The 23,192-nt window shown below is 43.7% G+C and carries 18 protein-coding genes; 10 read left to right on the top strand and 8 right to left on the bottom strand.

Going from position 1 to position 23,192, the window contains the following annotated elements:
* Positions 1-11: 11 nt before the first annotated feature.
* The 6 genes from ABD960_RS16630 to arr form a co-directional block, all read right to left on the bottom strand.
* Complete coding sequence (locus ABD960_RS16630) at positions 12-533, bottom strand: hypothetical protein (protein ID WP_345332664.1); 522 nt, start codon at positions 531-533, stop codon at positions 12-14.
* 106 nt (positions 534-639) lie between these two features.
* The gene (locus tag ABD960_RS16625) at positions 640-1,956 is read right to left on the bottom strand and encodes an MFS transporter (protein WP_345332661.1); all 1,317 of its coding nucleotides are present in this window, start codon (positions 1,954-1,956) and stop codon (positions 640-642) included.
* A 40-nt stretch (positions 1,957-1,996) separates the two neighbouring features.
* Positions 1,997-2,773, bottom strand: a complete 777-nt coding sequence (locus tag ABD960_RS16620) for an SDR family oxidoreductase (protein ID WP_345332658.1) — start codon at positions 2,771-2,773, stop codon at positions 1,997-1,999.
* A 91-nt stretch (positions 2,774-2,864) separates the two neighbouring features.
* Positions 2,865-3,794, bottom strand: a complete 930-nt coding sequence (locus tag ABD960_RS16615) for a helix-turn-helix domain-containing protein (RefSeq protein ID WP_345332656.1) — start codon at positions 3,792-3,794, stop codon at positions 2,865-2,867.
* Positions 3,795-3,958: 164 nt separating this feature from the next.
* Positions 3,959-4,417 carry a hypothetical protein gene (locus ABD960_RS16610; protein WP_345332653.1) on the bottom strand — a complete coding sequence of 153 codons (459 nt, stop codon included), beginning with the start codon at positions 4,415-4,417 and terminating at the stop codon, positions 3,959-3,961.
* A gap of 150 nt (positions 4,418-4,567) precedes the next feature.
* Positions 4,568-4,966, bottom strand: coding sequence for an NAD(+)--rifampin ADP-ribosyltransferase (arr, locus tag ABD960_RS16605; protein WP_345332855.1), 399 nt, complete (start codon positions 4,964-4,966; stop codon positions 4,568-4,570).
* A 659-nt stretch (positions 4,967-5,625) separates the two neighbouring features.
* Between arr and ABD960_RS16600 the strand changes: the two genes are divergently transcribed.
* The 5 genes from ABD960_RS16600 (at position 5,626) to ABD960_RS16580 (ending at position 12,904) form a co-directional block, all read left to right on the top strand.
* Entirely contained in the window at positions 5,626-6,117 is a 492-nt protein-coding gene (locus ABD960_RS16600) for a GNAT family N-acetyltransferase (protein ID WP_345332650.1), read from the top strand.
* A gap of 176 nt (positions 6,118-6,293) precedes the next feature.
* On the top strand, positions 6,294-8,735 hold the full coding sequence (locus ABD960_RS16595; RefSeq protein WP_345332648.1) for a PAS domain-containing protein: 2,442 nt from the start codon (positions 6,294-6,296) through the stop codon (positions 8,733-8,735).
* A 510-nt stretch (positions 8,736-9,245) separates the two neighbouring features.
* Positions 9,246-10,730 (top strand): sensor histidine kinase, encoded by a 1,485-nt coding sequence (locus tag ABD960_RS16590; RefSeq protein ID WP_345332646.1) that lies wholly within the window; start codon positions 9,246-9,248, stop codon positions 10,728-10,730.
* Entirely contained in the window at positions 10,727-12,229 is a 1,503-nt protein-coding gene (locus tag ABD960_RS16585; RefSeq protein ID WP_345332643.1) for a TlpA family protein disulfide reductase, read from the top strand. The genes ABD960_RS16590 and ABD960_RS16585 overlap by 4 nt, the downstream gene beginning before the upstream one ends.
* A complete protein-coding gene (locus tag ABD960_RS16580) occupies positions 12,230-12,904 on the top strand; it encodes a LytR/AlgR family response regulator transcription factor (protein ID WP_345332640.1) in 675 nt (224 codons plus the stop codon).
* A gap of 1,610 nt (positions 12,905-14,514) precedes the next feature.
* On the opposite strand, the gene ABD960_RS21025 is transcribed toward ABD960_RS16580, so the two are convergent.
* Positions 14,515-14,658 (bottom strand): Arm DNA-binding domain-containing protein, encoded by a 144-nt coding sequence (locus ABD960_RS21025; RefSeq protein ID WP_425563475.1) that lies wholly within the window; start codon positions 14,656-14,658, stop codon positions 14,515-14,517.
* Positions 14,659-15,379: 721 nt separating this feature from the next.
* The gene (locus ABD960_RS16575; protein ID WP_345332637.1) at positions 15,380-16,444 is read right to left on the bottom strand and encodes a helix-turn-helix transcriptional regulator; all 1,065 of its coding nucleotides are present in this window, start codon (positions 16,442-16,444) and stop codon (positions 15,380-15,382) included.
* Positions 16,445-16,606: 162 nt separating this feature from the next.
* Here ABD960_RS16575 and ABD960_RS16570 point away from each other — a divergent pair, with 162 nt between their 5' ends.
* The 5 genes from ABD960_RS16570 (at position 16,607) to ABD960_RS16550 (ending at position 23,189) form a co-directional block, all read left to right on the top strand.
* A complete protein-coding gene (locus tag ABD960_RS16570; RefSeq protein ID WP_345332635.1) occupies positions 16,607-18,034 on the top strand; it encodes a 3' terminal RNA ribose 2'-O-methyltransferase Hen1 in 1,428 nt (475 codons plus the stop codon).
* Positions 18,035-18,051: 17 nt separating this feature from the next.
* Positions 18,052-20,613 (top strand): polynucleotide kinase-phosphatase, encoded by a 2,562-nt coding sequence (locus ABD960_RS16565; RefSeq protein ID WP_345332632.1) that lies wholly within the window; start codon positions 18,052-18,054, stop codon positions 20,611-20,613.
* A gap of 17 nt (positions 20,614-20,630) precedes the next feature.
* Complete coding sequence (locus ABD960_RS16560) at positions 20,631-21,386, top strand: nucleotidyltransferase domain-containing protein (protein ID WP_345332629.1); 756 nt, start codon at positions 20,631-20,633, stop codon at positions 21,384-21,386.
* A complete protein-coding gene (locus ABD960_RS16555; RefSeq protein ID WP_345332626.1) occupies positions 21,383-22,453 on the top strand; it encodes a DNA polymerase beta superfamily protein in 1,071 nt (356 codons plus the stop codon). The genes ABD960_RS16560 and ABD960_RS16555 overlap by 4 nt, the downstream gene beginning before the upstream one ends.
* Positions 22,454-22,835: 382 nt before the next feature.
* Positions 22,836-23,189 (top strand): S-adenosylmethionine decarboxylase family protein, encoded by a 354-nt coding sequence (locus ABD960_RS16550; RefSeq protein ID WP_345332624.1) that lies wholly within the window; start codon positions 22,836-22,838, stop codon positions 23,187-23,189.
* Positions 23,190-23,192 lie beyond the last annotated feature (3 nt).

Below are 23,192 nucleotides of genomic sequence, written 5' to 3'. Positions count from 1 at the left end.
AATGGTATATATTATTGTTTATTAGGACTGAGTTTGATCCTGGCCAGCATGTCGATGCCGCAGGTAGTCAGGCGGACATAGCGTATCGGTGACCTGACAATATTTATTTGTTGCAGGTTAATTTTGATGGCGATATGGATGATCTGGAAAATGTAGGTCCGCACCAGATCGTACCTGTAGCGATAGGTCGACTCCAGGCTGGCGCATAGCTTATCAAAAATTGGCGCCAGGGTCAGCATCTCCTCTTCATCCAATTCAATGCTTATGGGATCGCCCGCTCTGAAAAGATCGATGGCTTCGAAATTGCACCAAACGCCTTTATCAAAAAAAGCCTCTTTAAACGAGGTGATGTAACCCATATCCTGGTCTACCCATTCCAGATCATCCGATTTGCAAAAGACAAGGGTTGGACGCACCGCTAAGGCTGTGCTCACTTTCAGATAGATATAAAACGTATCCTCATAGGGAAGCAACCTGCCTCTTCCACTTTGGCCCGACGGCCACCATACGGCATCAAATTGATCGCTTTCCATTTTTGAAGTATTACAAGGTATGTAGCCGGGATCAGGCAATAGCAGTCCACCCGGCCTTACCATCCGTTATTGCAAACCCGCAGGTTTGTGTTAGTTAATTTTTGTGTTACTTAATGAGTGAGAGGTGATTGTCGGTATCGTTATAGGTGTACCTTGCTGTTGCAGATAAGTGTTCCCTGATCTTTTTGCTGGCAATGAATAAAGCAATGCTGCTCAGGGCACCGGCAACAGGAACAACCATCAATCCCCAGCGCAAACCGTTTGCTTCATACGCCGTACTAACCCCGTCACTGATAACCCCCACGAGCAGCGGCGATAGTGCCGGGCCCAACAGCCCGGAAGCGATCATCAGCAGACTGGAAGACAGCGCGTGTTTCCCGGGACCGGCTATCAGATGGCCTGCACTGAATGCAAAGGGCAGCAGGAACGCAAAAGCCAGCATAACGGGCACAAAAAGCGCAATGGACATCCAGCCTTCGGGCGCCAGGAGCCCTGCAACCGTTGTAAGTGCCGCAATACTGAAAACAACGGCTGGCGGGTGTAGTAAACGGTTTGCCCCACGTTTTACCGCGCTGTCAAATAACCGGCCACCGACCACTGTGCCGATGATGCCCATTAGCCCTTGCAGCAAGCCGAAAGATAGTCCCACCTGGCTGGCGCTCAGCCCATGTGTGCGTATCAGGAAAGGAGCAGCAAAGGCATAAAACGGGGCAGCGGCAAAACCCAGGAAGTTCGCGCCAATAAACATCCACAGGAACGCCGGTTTTGACAGCAGCCCACGCCCGGCGGAAAAGATGTTTTCCGTCTGATCTACTGGTTTTACAGCAATCGCCGTCTTAGCTGTAAACGCCAGGATAAGGATAACCAGTAGCAGCCCAACACCTCCCGCAGCAAATAGTGCTACGCGCCAGCCGATATGATCACTCGCCCAGCCACCAACACCAAACCCTATCATCGTCCCCAGAGGGATGCCCATTGAATAGATGCCGAGCGCACGGCCGTGGCGATGTTCAGGAATATTGCCTGCGATCAGCGCATGGCTGGCGGGGGTTCCTCCGGCTTCTCCCAGGGCCACCCCAAAGCGTGAAAGCGCCATCGTCAGGAAACCAACCGACAGACCTCCAAGCCCGGTCATCAGGCTCCAGATGAGTACACACCAGAGCAGAACCTGCCTGGATGCGCCGCGGTCGGCCAAACGGGCCAGCGGCAGGGACGCCAGTGAATAGATCACAGCAAAGGCGATCCCGTTGATCAGCCCCAGCTGCGTATCACTGAGGTGTAATTCTCTTTTAATGGATTCCGCAAGAATAAAGGGTAATATGCGATCGATCTGGCTGAAGGCGCTTACCAAAAATAAGGAGATGATGAAAGCCCCGCTGCGCCAATGGCTCAACTGAGTTGTTGAAATCGTTTGATCGTTCATAGCCATGAGTTTGATTGTGATAGAATTCTTTCAAAGAAGATTATTTGCCTGACATGGCTTGCTCGCCGGTTTTGGTCGCTTGTGAAAGCAAGAATTTAGGAGCGAGTCTGCTGAGAATGCGCATGATCTTGGCACTGCCGGGAAAGATCTCGTTCCGATTGCTCATCATCCCCTTGATCGCTTCATCCACTATTTTTTCAGGAGAAACTAACATTCTGGTATTTACTTCGGCGCCATTCCGAAACTTGGCATTCAAAGGGGTTGTAGAGCCCGGCGCGATCAGTTCGAATACTTTGACGCCAGTAGATCTGAGCTGTACCCGTAAGCATTGGGTGAAGGATCGCAGTCCTGATTTGCTGGCGCTATAGATAGGAGCAATTGGAAATGCACCCAGGGCGATACCCGAGGTGACATTCAGGATAGCAGCGTCCTTTTGGTTTTTGAGATGCGGTAGAAATTCCTGGACCATACGAATAGGTCCCATCAGGTTGATCTCTATTTCGCGGGTGATATCATACAGATCGTGTTCATCTTGAAGTGCGATCTTCCGCATTTCCCCGGCATTGTTGATGAGCATATTCAGCTCGGGAAATCTTTTAGTGGCCTCCTCAAACAAAGCGCTGATGTCGTCAACCTTGCTGACATCGCTCTTTATGGTGTGTATACCGGGAAGAATTTGCTTCGTTTCCTCGAGTTTCTGTTCGTTCCTGCCGGTAATGATCACGGTATTGCCCTTGTCGAGTAACCTTCGGGCAAACTCAAAACCAAAGCCGCTGGTTCCGCCGGTGATCAGGATGGTGTTCTTGCTTAATTCCATGTTCTATTCATTTGATAGAACAAAATTGGCAAGAACGGATCACAAGGCCTTTGCGAGAATCAAAACAATGTTTGCAAAAACGAAACCATTTTTAATTTCTAAAGGCTAATGGAGAAGTGTCAGTCTGTTTCTTGAAAAAGTTTGAGAAATGGGCAACCTCTTCAAATCCTAAACTAAGGGCAATCTCGGACACGTTCCATTCCGTCTGCCTGAGCAATATCTTGGCTTCCTGAATGATCCGGTTACTGATCAGGTTCCTGGTTGTCTGCCCGGTCTGTTGTTTCAGCACCCGGTTCAGGTAGTTGACATGGATAGACAACTGATCGGCATAGTCTTTAGGTGTCCGTAATTGGAGTCCCTGAAAAGGTGAAGCAATGGGAAACTGGCGCTCTAGAAGTTCGGCGAATAAGGAGGACACCCGTGCCGCGGCGTTGTGCTCCTGGTAGAGGTCGGTAGCAGGCTGCAACTTTTGGCCGTAATGGATCAGCTCCAATAAATAGTTGCGTATCAGGTCATACTTATAAGCATAATCGGAATTGATCTCTTTATGCATCTTTCTGAAGATCGTTTTGATCTCTTCCTTTTCCTGCTCGTTGATATGGAAGCAGGGATAGCCCCCAGGCTTAAATATGGGCAGTTCATCAAGGACAACACCGCTTTTGGACTGCGCCAGGAAATCAGCGCTGAAAAGGCAGAAATAGCCACGCTGGTCCATGTCCTTTGCGATCCAATTATAAGGCACCTTCGGAGTAGTAAACATCAGTGCCTGCGTCTCGATATCAATTACCTTGTCGGCGTATTCCGCACGGTTGCGCCCGTCGATCAGGTTGATCTTATAATAAGCACGCCGGTTGTAGGTCATATTAGGCTTAACCTTGACCAGCTTAGCCAACTCACTTACATCGAATACATTGAAATGGCCTATTTCTTTGGTGAGCCCATGTGGTAGTAATTGGCTGATGTCTTTATTCAGATTATCGGCAGCTGTCTTATAAAAACCTTCAAGGGTCGTGATTTCCATATTTATCAATTTGCAATAATCAAATATAATTATTCTATGGATATTCTGATCTTGTTAGGGAACTTCTGAACACTGATGGCGAAAGTTTAGTCGTGGTCTTTAAGCGTTTCCTTAATAATTAAGCGTGTGCAATCCTAAACTATTCTAATATCAATGGCGTGATTTCATTTTTTTAAAACATAGAGGTCTTCGCTGGCAACCGGCTTACCCTTAAAGGTCACCTCACTGATGTCCCAGGGATGGCAGGCGTCCGCCGGCTGACTTAACTTAAAGGTCAATGTATCAGGTGCCATAGCGGCAATGCGAACAAGGATCGTATCTCTTGTCTTAATGCTTGGATAAATAATGAACCCTTGTCTGGTAGAGTTGATAAGCCGAATGACCGGGATCGAATCCTTTTCACCCGTGTAATTCTCTGGAAAAAGCTTGAGTTCGGACGGCTTATATTTTGCAGATGCACCAAAGAACAGATCTGCATTCGTAGCCCCGTCCTTGATCTGGAAGGGAAATGCCGTAACAGCAGGGTCACAACCTATCGGAGCTTCGTCTGTCTTTTTCAGACATCCAGATAGTAGAAAAGTGACCGTTATCACCGACGCGAATTGAACAAGCAAGTTTTTCATAGGAATTTACTTTAGATGCATACGCTATATATGACGGATGTTATTGCTGCTTTGCTACATCAGGCATAATCTATTTTAGCTTCGGTCCAAGGTAAGCTCGACTTACTTTGGCGCTATGTTGAATGAACGGTTCATTGCAATGTCGCAGGATCAATTAATGATCTCACCTCTGTTGTTAGCCAGCTTTTCACGCCATTGCTGTAATTGTTCGGGCGATTGCCTTACCCATTCGATCATCTCACCAATGATCTTCAATGGTTCTTTCGTTCGGTAAGAACGGGTCGGGTTTCCGGGAAATTTTTTGTTAGTAACGTTCGGGTCATCCTCAAAACTTCCGGTCGGCTCAACGATATAGACACGTTCCGGTCCGTCACCCTTTGCTAAGGCCGCAGCCAAGCCCGCACCATTGATCAGGGCGGTGAAGTAGATGTGATTCATTACGAGTTCTGCCTGGTAGTTGGACATGCGGCCGGTAATCAATAGATCCCCCTCCTTTAGGTTTGCCTTTGTACCATGGTAAAAGGGTCCTTTATCAGCTGGCTTGTTCACCGACGCTGCCGCTAACTCAAGTTGCGTTCTTGCGTTATCAAAGTCGCCCAATACTTCGTAACATTCAGCCATATTGGAATAGAGCGCTGGCAATGCGCTTTGGACAGCATCGATATCGATCTTCAAAGCCAACTTTAATGCACTTTCATACCACATCAATTTGTCAGCCTGGGTTGACTGACGCCGGGCAACGTACCAGGCAGCTATAAACTTTTCAAAGTCGTTTGTTGCTTCGCTCCAAGCCTGAAAAAACAGATCAAGCGCCTTTTGCAGATCGCCGGCTTCTTCCATTTGCATGCCCTGCATACACAACTGTACAATATGATTATGGGGATTAAATTCCATTACTGTTCACTTAAAAATGTTTTTGTATCTCGAAAATAGTCCGCTTAACCGGTAACGGAGAAGGAATTCCAGTATATTTTTTACTGCGTACCAAGCGCTTGATCTTTGCGTTATCCTACAAATACCTTCCGTTTGGGATCATGCTTTTTCATAGTTTTCCTATAGAAAAATGCGGTTCGCCGTGATCATATTCAGTTAATGAAATAATTTTAAGAGATTTGGTCCCGACGATGCGGATGGCGGCCAATACCGCTATTACTGGTAATTAAAATATCACGTGTAAACGGTCCAAAATATCGCGTAAAAATTTAAACATGATACTTAAAGAATACTCGAACGATAAGATCATGCTAAGGCAATTGTCGATAGATGATGCCAATTTCCTTTATGACATTTATTCTCACCCTCAACTGACTGCAAATTTTGAAGAAAGTCCCTTCCTGCCTGATGAAACGCCTACAGCTTTTACAGAGCGGATCGTTTCGCTGTGTGCGTGTATTTTTACGATAAGGTTATCTCACAAAAGTCACCGGATCATCGGGGATTGTGCCCTGCATCACTGGAATAAAGAGACTAAAGAGATAGTTATCGGTGGATCATTATTTCCTGAATATTGGGGCAAGGGTATCATGCGATCAGCCTTTGAGATCCTAACCAATATTGCGAAAGAGGAATTCAGTGTGCAAATTTTGCTCGGCCCAACAAAAACAAGAAACGTAAAGGCGATAAGATTGGTTGAAAAGATGGGTTTCAAAAAATATAAAGTAGATGAAAATGATACCGTAATGCGGAAATTTTTATTATGACCCCAAAAAACGTTGACACCCGAACGGATAAATGATCAAGCATTCGGTGGCATCGAAGAAGACAGCTATTTCTGGGTGAATCCCGTAATTTGCAGTTAAAGCCACTGTGTGGATGCCATAACGAAACAATGATGCCTTTTTTGTAGTTTAGTCATGACTTACCAAGCTCCTACTGCATGTTACTTTCCGGAGAAAAAGACTTACAGAAAACAATACTTACTGCGCCTATCGGTATCTGTATTTTGAATGCCGAGACCTTTGTTGCTGAATTATTAAATGACAAATTTTTGGAAGTCGCCGGGATCCCCCGCGAAGCCATCCTGGGGCACTGGTTCTGGGAACCATTTGCAGAATACAGGCATCTTTATGAGGACGTGCTGAGCAATGTCGTCCGAACCGGACATCCTTTCCAGGCAGACGATGTGTCCATCCGAATAATGCGAAACGGTATTGAAGAAGAAGTCATAGTTTCTTTTTTGTACGTTCCTGTAAGTGGTGATGACGGTAAGGTCACCAAAGTCGCTGTATGGGTGCAGGAAAATACGCAGCAGGTCAAAGCCAGGCAGGAAATTCATCGCCTGAACGAAGAACTTTGGAGATCTAATGAGACGCTGGCAGCGAGCAATGTCCGCCTGCAGGAATCAGAGACCCATTTCAAACGCCTGGTCGAGCAGGCCCCTGTTGCTATCCTTGTCTTTAAAGGTGCCGATATGGTCATCGACCAGGCCAACCGGGCGATGCTGGAATTGCTGGGTAAAGATGCAGCGATCATTGGCATGCCATTACTGGAAGGCCTGCCCGAGATCAAAGGCGCACCGGCCGTTGAGCAGCTTTTCCAGGTCTACCGGACCGGTGAAGCCATTGACGGCCAGGAAGAGGCCGTGCCGATCCTTACCAACGGCGAAGTGAGGACCCGTTACTTTAATTTCAGCTACCGCCCCCTTTTAGCTGACGGGCAGGTGATCGGGGTAATGGATGTCGCTGTGGAGGTCACCACGCAGGTGCTTGCTCGTGAACAGGCAGATCAACAGAAACGGGTTTATGAAACGATCACTTCCGGCACGCCGGACCTGATGTATGTCTGGGACCTGGAATATAAATTCACTTACGTCAACAAGGCGCTGTTAACCATGTGGGGCAAGACCTGGGATACGGCTGTCGGAAAGGGACTGCGCGAGAACGGCTATGAGGAATGGCATGCAGCGATGCACGAGCGGGAAATCGACCAGGTGGTGGCCACCAAAAAGCCGGTACGGGGCGAAGTGGCATTTCCGCACGCCGTGCTTGGTAAACGGATATATGATTACATCCTCATCCCGGTGATCGGCGAAAATGGAGAGGTAGAAGCCGTTGCCGGCACGACCCGCGACGTCACCGATCGAAAGCATATGGAGCAGGAACTCACCAAAACCAGCGATGAGTTGCAGGCGATCAACGAGGAACTGGCCGCAACGAACGAGGAACTGGCCTCTGCTAATGAAGAGTTGACCTCGGCTAACGAAGAGCTTTCGGCGACGAACAATGAACTGGCTACGGTCAATCAGGCCTTAGCAGATGCACAGGTGCTCATTGAAGAGAAGCAAACAGCCTTAAAACTAGCCATTGAAGCCGCTAATTTTGGGACATGGTTCATCCATTCAGTTACCCGGGAATTTATAACCGACGCGCGTCTGAAAGAACTTTTTGGCTACTATCCCGACGAAGACCTGTCGATCGAACAGGCGCTGGCCCAGATCACCGATGAGTACAGGGGATTTGTCTCCGATAAGTTGGAGAAAGCGATCTATCAGGGCGGGGACTACGATGTCACATACCCGGTGGTCGGCCTGCACGATAACCGCTTGCGCTGGCTGCGGGCTATCGGCAACCTAAAGGCAGATCCTTCAGGTAGCTTTTCCGCTTTCACCGGCGTAGTGATGGATGTGACCGAACAACACGCTAATGAACAGCGCAAGAACGATTTTATCGGTATGGTCAGCCACGAGCTGAAAACGCCGCTGACCTCATTGTCTGGTATGATCCAGGTTTCGGCATCCAAGCTCAAGAACAGCGACGACCGCTTTTTAGCCGGCGTAATGGAAAGCGCAAGTAAACAGGTCAAGCGGATGGGAAATATGATCAATGGGTTCTTAAACATTTCCCGACTGGAATCGGCTAAGCTTTTAATTGACAAGACAACTTTTGATCTTTGTGAACTGATCACGGAGGTAGCTGGGGAAACCCAACTGGTCACATCTTCACATACCATACATACCCACAACTGCGAACATATTACCGTCCATGCCGATCATGACAAGATCGCTTCAGTGCTGACCAACCTGTTAAGCAATGCGGTCAAATATTCGCCGAAGGGTACCGTCGTTCAGATCGCCTGTCGCGTCATGGAAGGCGAGGTGCAGGTCAGTGTTAAAGATGAAGGGCCGGGTTTAAATGCTGCGGACAAGGAAAAAGTATTTGACCGTTATTTTAGGGTGGAAAGCGCAGCATCCAGGCATATTTCCGGTTTCGGGATCGGGCTTTACTTGAGCTCGGAGATCATCAAAAGGCATAACGGGCAGATATGGGTGGAAAGCGAACCTGGAAAAGGTGCAACCTTTTATTTTACGTTGCCGTTGTAACGGCTCTGAAATAATTTCTTTTGGCTGATCTCAATCAGGGAAATGCCTTCTAAAATTTGATAAAACGTTTTAATAAAATTTGCTTATAAAGTGCAAACTTGGACGGGACCGCTCCATCTTAAATTTTAAACCTTATATTCAACGAGTTAATTTCTCGCAATCATTTGTTAACCGTTGTGTTAACCGAATAATTTGCTCTCTATTAATTGAGATTATGTTGATTCTAATATAAGAAATATTTGATAGAATATGGAGTTTATTCAGGCTTAAGTTGCTGTAAAAATAAGATTCCATAATTACATTTTTGACGAGTTCAATCTCGCTACGGAATAGTGGAATTTACTGGACTTTTCTCGAAGTATTTTTTGATAGAGTTACGTTAGTTGGCTTTTTAACAACAGAGTACATCCATTAATCGATGTTAGACCGTGAAATTATATTTCGTCACATTTTTCAGCACTTCCGTCACATTTATTTTCTAAGCAGGCAAGGCAAACGTAAGCTTGCAGCATGAAAATTAAACACGCTGAAATTTTTATTACGACAATGCTAATGCTGATCTGTATTTATCAGCCCATTAATATCACTATACTTTACTACAGTCAACCTGATTTTGCAGGAAATTTCGGTGCCGAATTTCGGTCGCATGGACTGTATTTTGACATTCTTATCAATTATTTTATACCCGAAGTTTGCTGGTATTTGTGCTTATACTTGTCATTTTTATATGCAGCCACAGGTTTGCCAAACCGTTTAATTAACGAGAGGAAAGTTGGCAAGGCGATATTAACCGTTCTGCCGGTTTTTATTGTGGTATGGATAGCGCTGGTATTTATCAGCTGGTATAAAGAGCCTTACAAAAGCACCGTTGTAATGACGGCGATATTCGAACAGTTTAAAACAACTGTGAATATTTTCGGATTGCTGGCAGCATACCAGGTGATTAAACGCGTAGTTTCTTGGTATCAAACAAATCATCAATCCAATCTTTCGCGAGATAAAAAACTCATTTATAACGATATATTTTATTTCATATTCTTCTGGCTGCTGTTACTGGTACCGGCAGTGTTGTTTCATGTAACCGACGCGGTTGGCTTTTTCTTTTTGCTGATAGTACCGGGGGCTTTCATTAATCATGCGGTTTTAGTGCATTGGTTACTTAAAAGCAAATTAAAAAGCCCACTATTCTGGACGCAACTGTTCATTGTTTCCTTATTAGTTAGCGCTCCGCTTATAGGCATTTTTACTTTCAAGGGTACTAACGGCGGCAATAACTGGCCGGCTATGTTTATGGCATTTTGCCTGGGGCAGCAATTACTGATTGTTCCGCTGTCATTAGCTGTGCATTCGCATCGTAAAAGCCGTGAAACCGAATTGAGTGATTTGCGCAGCGGACTGAGTACTTCAACGGCCAACCTGCAATTTCTACGGTCGCAAATAAACCCGCATTTCCTGTTCAACGCGCTGAATACACTGTATGGCACCGCGCTTAGCGAACAGGCCGAAAAAACAGGCGAAGGCATACAGAAACTGGGCGACATGATGCGCTTTATGCTGCACGAAAATACACAGGACAAAATAGCGCTTAGCCGCGAGCTCGATTACCTGAAAAATTATATTGACTTGCAAAACCTGCGTATCTCCACATCGCCCGTTATCAGCATCGATGTTGCCATACCCGACATTGAAGGCTACTACCAGGTAGCGCCCATGTTGCTGATACCTTTTGTAGAGAACGCTTATAAGCACGGTATCAGCCTTCGCGAACGCTCATGGATCAATATCAGCGTAAGTCTTAGCAACGATGAATTACAGCTTGATGTGTACAACAGCGTCCACGCGCATTCGTCTATCGACCCTGAGCGTGAACGCTCAGGCATCGGGCTGGAAAATGTGAAACAACGGCTGCATCATCTGTACCCGCAACGGCACGAACTGGTGATACGCCAAACCACAAAAGAATTTTTTATCCACCTAACCATAAAATTACTATGAAAAAACTAATAATACTTTGCCTTGTACTGTTAACCGCCTTTAACTGCATGGCCCAGTTCAGGCTCAGCGGCAGCGTACCCGGCGCGGCCGGGGCCGATTCCATTACTATTAACATACCGTTCGTATATGGTTATTATCGCGAAAATAACATCATCATTAATGTTGATAATAAAGGGAATTTCAGCAAGCTGATTGATGTGTCTGAACAAAAGTTTGCTACGTTTGAATATCATGGCATAAAAACTACGTTGCTGCTTACACCTGGTAAAGCGGTATCCTTCCGCATCAATTTAAGAGATACTGTTTTGAGCCATTTTAAAGGGAGCGCCTCAGTTGAGAACCAGTTGCTGTATGAACTAAAAATGGATGAAATACCATTTTTTGGCAAAGGTTTCGGGAAAGATAACCCTTTTGCAAAATACAGTAACGAAGACCAACAGGAAAGGGTGATTAAGCCATGGTTTGCTATCCGTGATGAAAAACTCGCTAAAATAAACGCCGCGAAAATACCCCCGGCCACAAAAGCGCTGATTGCACAGGAAGTAAAATCTGAAGCCATAGTACAGTTAGTGCACTTTGGCCGCTCAACCGGTAAAAACAGGGAAACCCTTGCCCAATTTTTTCTGACGATTTATGAACATGTCTCCATGACGCCCGAAGTTTTTCCGGCAGGGCCGATGTTTTACCAAATGGCCAACGCTAATGGAGCGCGGATGGAAGGGGAGACATACCTGCAAATTGAGGCCGACAAAGCCACCGGCAAAAAAAGCGTACTAAAATATTATAATATTACAGCTGACAGCGGAATAAACCTTGCAAAAAGAAATGGAACTATGTTTTTGCATTGGTTACCCGTACGCAACACTTATGATAAACGGGTAGCCGAATCGTGGCTTGCACAGGCCATTGTAGTTCAATGTTATGAAAAAGATATAACATACACTTTACCGCTAATGAACGAGATGACGACGAATTTCCCGAATAGTAAATATCTGCCTAAACTTACAGGTATGGTAAACAATCTGCGCGCTGCGCTGGCCGCCAACCAGGGTAACGGTGATATTCATATTATTGACGGGTTTGAAAAAATGACCTCTATCAATCAGGTGATAGCATCGCTTAAAGGCAAAGTGGTATACCTGGACGTTTGGGGTACTTGGTGCGGGCCTTGTAAAGAAGAAATTAAACACAACCCGGCGCTGAAACAACATTTTAAAGGCAAGGATGTTGTTTTTGTATACATGGATATGGACAATGATATTCAAGATAAGCGATGGCGTGAATTTATTGCCGTAAATGGTATAACGGGCTACCATTTACGTAAAAATAATGAACAGATTTTACTATTTTGGGAGGAATTGCTGCCCGGCCAAAAAGATAAACAGAATTTCTATCCTACATATTTTATATTTGACAAAAACGGCAAGCTTGTTGAACCCCTGGCCAAACGGCCAAGTGACGGCGTTGAACTTTACCGCCAGATTGAAAAATACCTGTAAATGTTAAAAGCCATAGCTATTGATGATGAGCCCTTTGCCCTCGAGGTGATACGATCGCACGCGGGCAAAGTGCCATTTTTGCAGATGAATGGCTATTTTACCAATCCGTTTGAGGCGATAGATTACCTGGCAAAGAACAGCGTACAGCTGCTGTTTCTGGATATTAAAATGCCCGACATTACCGGGATGGAACTGATGCAAAGCCTGAAGCAAAAGCCCATGGTGATATTTACTACCGCCTATGCCGAACACGCCGTGCAAAGCTATGAGCTTGACGCGGTTGATTACCTGCTTAAGCCATTCGCTTTCCCCCGGTTTTTGAAAGCCTGCCATAAAGCGAACGACCAATTGAAGCACCAACACGAAACGATTATACCTAACCATATTTTTATCCGATCGGGATATGAGCAAATACGCCTGATGTTTGATGAGGTCTTGTACCTCGAGAGTGCGGGCAATTATATGCGCTTTGTACTGAGTGACGACCGCGCCATATTATCGCGCCTCACAATGACTGACGCGATTGCACTATTACCGTCTGACCAATTTATCCGCGTGCACCGCTCATTCATAATAAACCGGCTTAAAGTACAACGTGCCGAACGCCACCAGTTGCACCTTGGAGCACAGGTAATCCCTCTGTCAGCAGCGTATACACGTACTTTTAAGCTATAATCCATGAATCCTCAGGGATGCTTTCTCAATACATGTAATCCGACCGTTTAAAGACCTTACCGCCATTTTGCAAGATTTACTTGCTTTTGCATTTTGAATAAACGGTTCGAACACCAAAGGGTTCACGAAGTCAAGGAGAACCCCATGGGACTTTCTTCGAACCAATTTATTGCGAATTCAAGAGAGTTAAGCCATCTGTTTGAAATGGTTCGTGTCCAGTTTGGGATTTATTTACGGCACAAGGCTACGTGCTCGAACCGCCCATAACGCGAAAACCTTTGTTTTCAGCAGGAAGTTAATTAAGAATTATACGATTGTAACCTATCATTCACTCCTAAAGGTCGGACTGTTTAAAGGCCAAAATTAACTTTGAAAAGCCAATCTAATAGGTATCTTATTTAGATACTCGATTTAAATTGTAACCATTGCCCAATTTTTCGTATTCGTAACCTACTGAAATTGAATGCTCTGTTTCGTCTTTTAGAATAATAAAAGTTTGATAAAAAAGTATAGGTTGTTCTATAAAATAAGGATTGGCCACATACTTTAATTTTAGTTGTGTTATGTTTTTCAAGGAAGTGCAACAATGGCATTTTAGGCAGAAAGTGTGCTGATGTCTCAAATTTGTTGTTTCCCGTTTCAAAAATGATGAATAAATTACAATATTTTTGATCGCCTTACCATTAATACAAATGTAACGGTAGACCATAACAGTGCTTCCATTGGGGAGAATGTTAATTTTACTATATGGAACGCTTATATTAAATATAAGCTTCTTAAAGATAAAAGCACAGAATTGAAATTTTCAGCTTTAGATTTACTTCATCAAAATTCTAGCGTTATTAATTATGCTGGTGGTAATTATATCACAAGAGGAAATCAATCAGTATTGCGGCGATATTTTATGGTATCTCTTTCATACTACCCAAGATTTTTTGGTAAAAAATAGAAGCTAAAAGCCACAAGTATAGTTCTGATGACAATGAGGACACCGATGCAACTAGTAATAAATAAAATCGTTTGTGAAAAACGATGATACTACAGCAGCAAGTTAAGTTACAACCATATTGATCAGTCGATTGATGTGATAAATTATAGCGCAATCAAGACAATTCGTACTTATATTCAATTGTTTTCAATAGTCTTCAAATTATTAAGAAGGTGGTTCGAAAAAGTCCAATGAGGTTTCACACTTTATGAAGAACCCCATTGGACTTTTTCGAACCACCTCATTTTAAATTTGCAACAATTTGCCGCTACTTTTTAATTGGTTCGAGTCCTATTCGGGCTCGCTTAGAAAGGTAGCCCCGACAGGACTAAACTCGAACCATTTCATGGTTGATATGCAACAACTCGTTACTAACTGTTAATAGTTTGATCTTGCTTCGGGCTATTTAATCACGTAGCCCTTACTGGTTCTGGAACTATTTTCTGCAAAATTTAAGAGCTTTCGCATTTTAAATAGTTGGTTCGAGACCATTAAGGTGCTGTTAATATAGCTCCCTAACGGGCGATTCGGAAGCCCGCCAACCCGAAAGGGAAGAAACAGAAGCCTGTCACCGACCTGGGCCGTTGCCAGTTGGAGAAGCTTGCTATAAAACTTGAAACTGTTAAGCATGAACAGGAATATCTGTTAAAAATACTCCTGTGTTGAAGGTAGTATTCTTCCTGTCGTGGATAATTCTGATCATCACTGAATAGGTGCCATCTGATTTGGCTCGTCTTGTATCTAACAAGATTTTGTAGGTAACCATAGGGTTTGAGTTTCTTGGTCACCTCATGCGCTAACGTTGTGCGAACAATGCGCGAACATTCTGAAAGGATAAAGGCGTTTTACAAAACCTTCATTCAACAAAAAAGCCCCTCAGACTTCTCTGAAGGGCTTTATATTGTGGGAGCAACAGGATTCGAACCTTCTGCTGTATATAGCTAATTATCAATACAATTCAATTTTCAAAAAAGACTTGGTACTCAGTTTGGTACTTAGTTTTGCTTGACATTCAAATATAATGAAAATACTATGTTTAGATAGAATCGTCCGCGTTTTTGAGTAATTTAGTTTGAAATGTTGTGTTCTTATCCATTCGAGAAAGTTGAATAAATAAGGATAGTTAGTATATGAAAGTTTAAATTCTGTCAGACTTGCTTTGGCACTACTTGACTGCTAAGTTCAAAGATGGACGGAACCGTATCGGCTTAACATTTTAACCTTATATTCAACGAGTTATATTTCTCTCAATCATCTGTTAACCGTTGTGTTAACCGAATATTTTGCTGTCAATTAATCGAGTTTATATAGATACCAAAATAACAAATTAAGTCCTAACGACCAAATTTATTATGCTTTCGCTTTGTTTCCCAAAATGATTATTACTGTTAAATTCGGTATTGAATATCTTCTAACCGAGCTACCATATAACAATTATTTCGCTGCTTGATACGTGCCAATGCTAGTTTACTTCGTTTGCTAAACACTTAAGTAGTGAGGTCTTCGGGCCTAACTTGAGAAGCCACCATTGATTGTTCCTGCAAATGATACCGGTCAAGCGTTTTTTGCAGTTGCGCTTTTAATTGCTTGACTAGGATTCTCGGACGAAGAACTTTGATTTTCGAACCAAACCCTAATAGTTCTCGTTCTAACTCGAAATTAAGGATCACTTTGATACTAAAAACCTTACCCTCATTTTCTTCACCTAATAGCTTTTGCGTATGATGCAGCGGCTTGGTTATTACATAAGGTGCGTTGGCATTATCGATCCAGAAAACTACTTCACAATCACGTTGTCCAGGGGATTTAGTAACGCCGATCACATCATTGTAATAAATAGTCAAGTCTATAATTCTATTCTCCCTATATTTTTCATCATGCTCTTCTATGGATCGTATCCGGTCAAGCGCAAGGTTTAACAGATGCCCTCTGTTTTTATGCGGTACTCCCAACACAAACCAGCGGTTGCGGTATTCCTTTAACAAATAAGCACTAAAACAAAATGTACTGGCTTCCCGTGCTTTGAAAGATTGGTAGGTTAAGCAAAGCGTTTTCTTAGCCACGATGGCCTTACGGATACCTTCAATGTATTCTAATCCTTTTAAGTTATTATTTTTTTCAAAGTCGATCACCGGCGGACTATGCGTTTTTTGAGAATAGATCTTGTCTTCCAGCTTACTCACCATTTCGTTCAGATCTGTAAAATGGTTAAAGCCTTTAAATTGCTTCAGCAAACCGGATACTTCGCTTAGTACCTGCATGTCTTGCTGGCTGATAGGACTGTTGGTGATGCTGTAATTTTTGTCAGCATAGGTATAATATTTCCGGTCCACCACAATAATGGGCGCCTCATAACCCAATTTGTTACTGCGCATCATTTCAATATCCGCTTGTACAGACCGTCGGCTCACGCCCTTATCGATGCCCTCAAATTCATACAAGGCATCCGAGCAGGCATCTATCAGATCATCAAGCGTCCATTTACGGTAATGGTTCTGTAAGCAGTTGTCTATGGTACGATAGCGGATAAGAGCGTTACGGTTAACAGGCATCGGAAAATATTTTAATAAATATGGTAATTATTTTTTCACTGCGCAAAAAGGCTGCGCACTTGCGCCTCAGCTTTGTGGTGTTGAAAGCGTGCATTGCTAATAAAGAGGGCATGCACGCCACATTGATGAGAATAATTATTTTAACGGTTTAAACTTAAACTAATGTTACTAACCATATCTACTACACACTTCCCGGCTGATGATCTGAGCTATTTATTGCACAAGCATCCGGGTAAAATTCAATCAGTTGATATATCGGCAGGCAAAGTGCATATTTTTTACCCTGAAGTAAACCAGCTTAAATGCACAGCCGCTTTATTGCTGGATATTGACCCTGTGGGATTGGTAAGAAGCGCCGGTCCTAAAGGCAACGATTTTGCGCTGGAGCAATATGTTAACGACAGACCATACGTGGCAAGTTCTTTTATGAGTGCTGCTATTGCCAAAGCCTATTCATCGGCCCTTAATGGCAGATGTAAGGATAAACCGGAACTGGGAGATGTAGCCATGCACTTTACTGTCAAATTATCTGTATTACCGGTAAAGGGTGGCGAGGATATACTAAGATCATTGTTTGAGCCCTTGGGTTACCAGGTGAGTGCCACACAACATCCGCTTGACCCAGCTTTTCCTGAATGGGGCAATAGCCGATACTTTACAGTGGAGTTAAGCAACAGGCTTACTTTACAGCAACTGCTTTCACACTTGTACGTGCTTATACCTGTATGCGATAACGACAAGCATTATTGGGTTAACCAGGAAGAAGTGGAGAAGTTATTTGCCAAGGGTAAAGACTGGCTGGAGATGCATCCGGCTAAAGAAATAATAGTTCGCAGGTATTTAAAAAACCAACGGTCGCTGGCTAATCAGGCTTTGGGTATATTATTAAGCAAGGATGAGGCTGAAGAAGCAGTAGAAAATGAAACTACGACCGAAATAGCTACAGATGTTGAAGAGCCGCAATTACGAATACACGAATTACGCTTGCACGCGGCTAAAGATGAGCTGTTGTTGGCCGGTGCTAAGCGGGTTGCCGATTTAGGTTATGGTGAAGGTAAGCTCATTAAGCTGTTATTAGCTGAAAAGCAGTTTGAGTTTGTTTTGGGCATGGATGTTAGTTATCGTTCCCTGGAGATCGCTAAAGAAAGATTGAAGCTTGAACGCTTGCCGGAAAAACAATTGCAAAGAGTAAGGTTGATTCAAGGCTCATTAACATACAGGGACAAACGGCTGGATGGCTTTGATGGAGCTGCATTGGTCGAAGTGATAGAACATCTGGATGAGCCCCGGTTAGCTGCACTGGAAAGATCGGTATTTGAGTTTGCGAAACCTACCACTATAGTCATTACCACGCCTAATGCTGAATACAACGTTCGTTTTGCAGATTACCAGGAAGGTAAAATGCGCCATAACGATCACCGCTTTGAGTGGACAAGAAAGGAGTTTGAAAGCTGGGGTACTGATCTGGCCGTAAAATACAATTACAACGTGATCTTTAAACCAGTTGGAGAAGTTGACCCCGAAGTTGGCGCATTAAGCCAGATGGCAGTATTTAGCCGCCGCGATGTGACAGTTGAAAAATTAGTGTAATCATTAAAAAAGAAATAATGTCAACTAATAAAACTATACAAATACCCGAATTATCTTTAGTGGTACTTATAGGCGCTACCGGATCGGGAAAATCCTCATTTGCAAAAAAACATTTCAAGGCCACGGAGATCGTATCTTCAGATACTTGTAGAGCCATTGTAAGTGATGACGAGAACAATCAATCGGCATCTGCAGATGCTTTTGCACTGGCCAGATATATTGCCGGTATACGATTAAAGAATGGGCTGGTAACCGTAATAGATGCCACCAATGTGCAGGAAGAAGCCCGTAAAGATTGGGTAAAACTGGCAAGGGAATACCATTGCCTGCCGGTGGCCATTATACTGAATATGCCCGAAAAGGTTTGCGCGCAGCGTAACGCTTTACGGCCCGACCGCAACTTCGGCGCACATGTGATTCCGCAGCACATCTCGCAATTAAAACGAAGCTTTAAAAAGTTGAAACATGAAGGCTTTCGCCATATCATTGAGTTACGCTCGCCAGAGGAAGTTGATGCGATAACCGGTATTGTACGTGATCCTTTATACAACAACAAAAAGGAAGAAACAGGACCATTTGATATCATTGGCGACGTACATGGTTGCTACGACGAACTTACCGAGCTATTAGCAAACTTAGGCTACAGTAACAACGGAGAAACATGGGCTCATCCACACGGACGGAAGGCTGTATTTGCCGGTGACCTGGTTGATCGCGGACCTAAAACGCCCGAAGTATTAAAGTTGGTTATGAGTATGACTGCTACGGGAAATGCTTATTGTGTTCCCGGCAACCACGATATTAAGCTGATGCGCTGGCTGAGCGGCAAGAACGTGCAGGCTAAACACGGTTTACAGGAATCCATTGATCAGTTAAGTGTAGAAACACAAGAGTTCAGGGATCAGGCCAGGAAGTTTTTAGATGGGCTCATCAGTCATTATGTATTTGATAATGGGAAGTTGGTTGTTGCCCATGCAGGGCTGAAAGAGAGTATGCAAGGGCGCGGTTCCGGCGCGGTGCGTGAGTTTTGCCTGTACGGAGAAACTACCGGTGAGATAGATGAATTTGGTTTACCTGTTAGGCTTAACTGGGCGGCTGAATATAAAGGTAGGGCCATGGTGGTTTACGGGCATACGCCTGTTCCTAAAGCGCAGTGGCTCAATAACACTATCGACATAGACACCGGCTGTGTGTTTGGCGGATCATTAACTGCCTTGCGCTATCCTGAACGCGAATTGGTTGCGGTAAAAGCGGCTAAAGTTTACTGTGAGCCGGTAAGACCTTTGCAGCATAGTAAAGACAAAATGGCCAACTTAACCATACAACAGGAAAACGACAATGTGTTGGACATAGCTGAGTTTACCGGGAAACAGATTGTAGAAACGCGCTTAGGGAGCAACATCACCATAAGGGAAGAAAACGCGATTGCAGCATTAGAATTGATGAGCCGGTTTGCTATCAATCCCAAATGGCTGATTTATTTGCCGCCTACGATGAGCCCGTCGAAAACCAGCATGCTGGACGATTATTTGGAGTTTCCGACCGAAGCTTTTGACTATTACAAAACAGCCGGAATAAGTAAAGTGGTATGCCAGGAAAAGCACATGGGTTCGAGGGCGGTAGTCATCGTGGGTAAAAATGAAGAAGCTATCAGCAAGGCATTTGGTATTACAGGTGAAGGCATAGGTACGGTTTATACCCGTACAGGTCGCGCCTTCTTCAACGACAAAGTAACCGAACAGGCGTTGTTAGCACGTTTGAATGCGGCGCTCATCACTTCAGGATTTTATGATACTTTTCATACAGATTGGGTTTGTTTAGATACGGAACTAATGCCGTGGAGCGCTAAAGCGCAAGCCTTACTACAAACGCAATATGCGGCTGTAGGCAGCGCGGCAAGGCACGCCCTGAACGATGTAATAGATGCGCTGAAACAATTAACTCAAAGAGATGCAAACGGAGAAGCGCTGTTAGCCGAATACAGCGAGAGGCAAAAAGAAAGTAAGCAGTTTATTACTGCATATCAGCAGTATTGCTGGCCAGTAAACAGCCTGGACGATTATAAACTGGCGCCATTCCACATCTTAGCTTCCGAAAGCAAACTTTGGACAAGCGAGAACCATGAGTGGCATATGGAGCAGATTAAAAAGGTTTGCGAGGCAGATCCGGGAATATTGTTAGCTACGCCTTACAAAATAGTAGAACTAAATAATGAAGCAAGCATTAATGAGGCAACCGAATGGTGGTTAGCTTTAACCGATAAAGGCGGAGAAGGAATGGTGGTTAAGCCTTATAACTTTATTGAAAGAGACGGTAAAGGATTGATACAGCCAGCTATCAAGATCAGGGGAAAAGAGTATTTACGGATCATTTATGGCCCGGAATACACTGCTCCTGAAAACATCATCCGCCTAAAGTCACGCGGATTAAATGCCAAAAGAGGATTAGCCATGCGCGAGTTTGCTTTGGGCATAGAAGGCTTGCAGCGCTTTACTGATAAAGAACCGTTAAGGCGTGTGCATCAATGTGTATTTGGGGTACTGGCTATGGAAAGTGAGCCGGTAGATCCAAGACTATAAATGAATAATTTACGAACATGAAAGAGATCATCCTGCAAAAGTTAGCGGAACTTGAGCAATCGGAAAATATAAGGATACTGTACGCTTGCGAATCGGGCAGTCGGGCATGGGGCTTTGCCTCGCCCGATAGTGACTTTGATGTTCGTTTTATTTACGCCCGGAATGTCAACCATTATCTGAGCATTGCAGAAATGCCAGATGTGGTTGGCCTCCCGGTTAACGAGGTATTGGATATCGGCGGCTGGGATTTGAAGAAAGCTTTAAAGCTGTTTCTCAAATCTAATGGCCCTTTATATGAGTGGCTGCAATCTCCTATCGTTTATCATCAGGATAATATTTTTACTAATGAACTACGAGGCTTAATGCCGGCGTATTTTTCGTTACGTTCAGGTGGCAATCATTATTTATCCATGGCTAACAATACGCTTAGGGATGATCTGCAGAGCGACATTGTAAAGCTGAAGCGTTACTTTTATGCGCTGCGACCTGCCTTGGCCTGCCAATGGATAGTAGAAAAACAGACAGTGCCTCCAATGGAGTTTGATAAACTGCGGGTATTGATAAGCGATCAAAAAGTTCAAAAGAGCATAGATGATTTGCTGGATCAAAAGAAAACAGCAGATGAAAAGGCGTTCATAAAGCCAGTTGCATTGCTTAACGAGTGGTTAACTGATATCCTGAATAATTGCCAGGAACAAATGCCGCTTATGCCATCAGATAAAAAAGATGCGGATGAATTGAATGAAGTTTTTAGAAAGTATTTAAAGCCATGACTTACGAGCAGCTAAAGCAGCAAAAGCAGCTGATATTATTAGATTGTGTTAGCGGCAGCACGGCTTATAACCTGAATGTGGCTGGCTCTGACATCGATAAGAAAGGGATATTTATTATGCCTCAAAAGCAGTTATATGGTTTTGAGCGGCAAGATCAAATAGCTAATGCATCTAACGATGAAGTTTATTTTGAGGTAGGCCGTTTCCTGGAACTGCTAACGAAGAACAACCCTAACATACTGGAATTGTTAAGCACACCAAAGGAGCATGTGTTATTTCGTCACCCATTAATAGATTTGATCAAACCTGTGGATTTTCTGTCGAAACTTTGCCTGGAAACATTCGCAGGATATGCTCAAACACAGATCAGAAAAGCCCGAGGATTAAATAAAAAGATAAACAAACCGCTAGACGCCGAACGTAAATCTGTACTAGATTTTTGCTTTGTGATCTACAATAATGGCAGTATCCCGTTAAAAGAATGGCTAAAAAAACATGGCTTCAGCCAGGAAGAATGTGGCTTAGTGAATCTGGATCATTTTAGAAACGTTTACTTGCTGTACCATCAATCGCAGTTAACAGTGGGGCGGCTTAAAGGAATTTCATCTGGCCCGGATGCTGATGACGTGCAATTAAGTTCTATACCTAAAGAAGTAGGAAATATTGCCGTGATGAACTTTAATAAGGATAGTTATTCTATTTACTGCCGTGAATATAAGGAGTATGTGGAATGGCAAGAGAAGCGGAACGAACAACGATATCAAAGTACATTATCACATGGCAAAAGTTATGATGCCAAGAATATGATGCACACCTTTCGGCTTTTGAGCATGGCTGAAGAAATTGCCTTGTATCAACGGGTAGTCGTCAAACGCGGTGACCGTGATTTTCTGCTTAAAATTCGCAGTGGGGAGTTTGAATTCGATGATCTAATGCAGATGGTCGAAGATAAGATGGAAAAGATTACAGACTTATATAACAAAGCTGATTTGCCTGACAATCCGGATGTTGAAAAAACTGATGAATTATTAGTTCGAATACGAACTGAATTCTATCAGAGTGATTAGACCTTACTGGACACTTCTCGGATTACTTCCTTAGAGATTTACGCCAATTTGCATTTTAGATTTTGGTTCGAACACCAAAGGGTTCTCTTTGGCTTCGTGAACCCCATTGGACTTTCTTCGAACCACCTCATTTTAAATTTGCAACAATTTGCCGCTTCTCTTTAGTTGGTTCGAGTCCTATTCGGGCTCGCTGTGAACGGTAGCCCCAACAGGACTAAACTCGAACCATTTGAAGGAAGATTTACAGGCACTCTCACTTAGTTATGGTCTATCTCGTTGAGAAGACATTTTGATGTTCTACTAAGAATATCCCAATAACATCTAACTTCAATATAATGATGTAAGAATTGAATTAATTCATATTTTTGAGGTATATACTAAAATGCCTTATCAACCCGGATTACATATTTTAGCTGAATTTACTACAGCAAAAACCGAGTACCTCTCGGCATGCTCACCATGCAGGTTTTTGTTTAATAAACTGATAGATAAACTGTCTCTAAGCAAGGTCGGCGAGGTTTATCACGAGTTTGACGGCGGCGGCTTTACGGCTGTAATCTGCTTAACAGAATCGCATTTGTCAATACATACCTGGCCCGAATTTGGGCTGGCAACCTTTGATATTTTTCTGTCGAATTATCAGAAAGACAACTCGGATAAAGTGAAACAATTTTATGCGGAAGTGTTGGCCTTTTTTGACGGTGTGGAACACCAAAAAAACGAAATAACCAGGTAACAG

Source organism: Mucilaginibacter defluvii, from assembly GCF_039543225.1.
Lineage (GTDB): Bacteria > Bacteroidota > Bacteroidia > Sphingobacteriales > Sphingobacteriaceae > Mucilaginibacter > Mucilaginibacter defluvii.
Note: the sequence above shows the minus strand (reverse complement) of the source record. Positions and strands in the feature narration are given on the sequence as shown.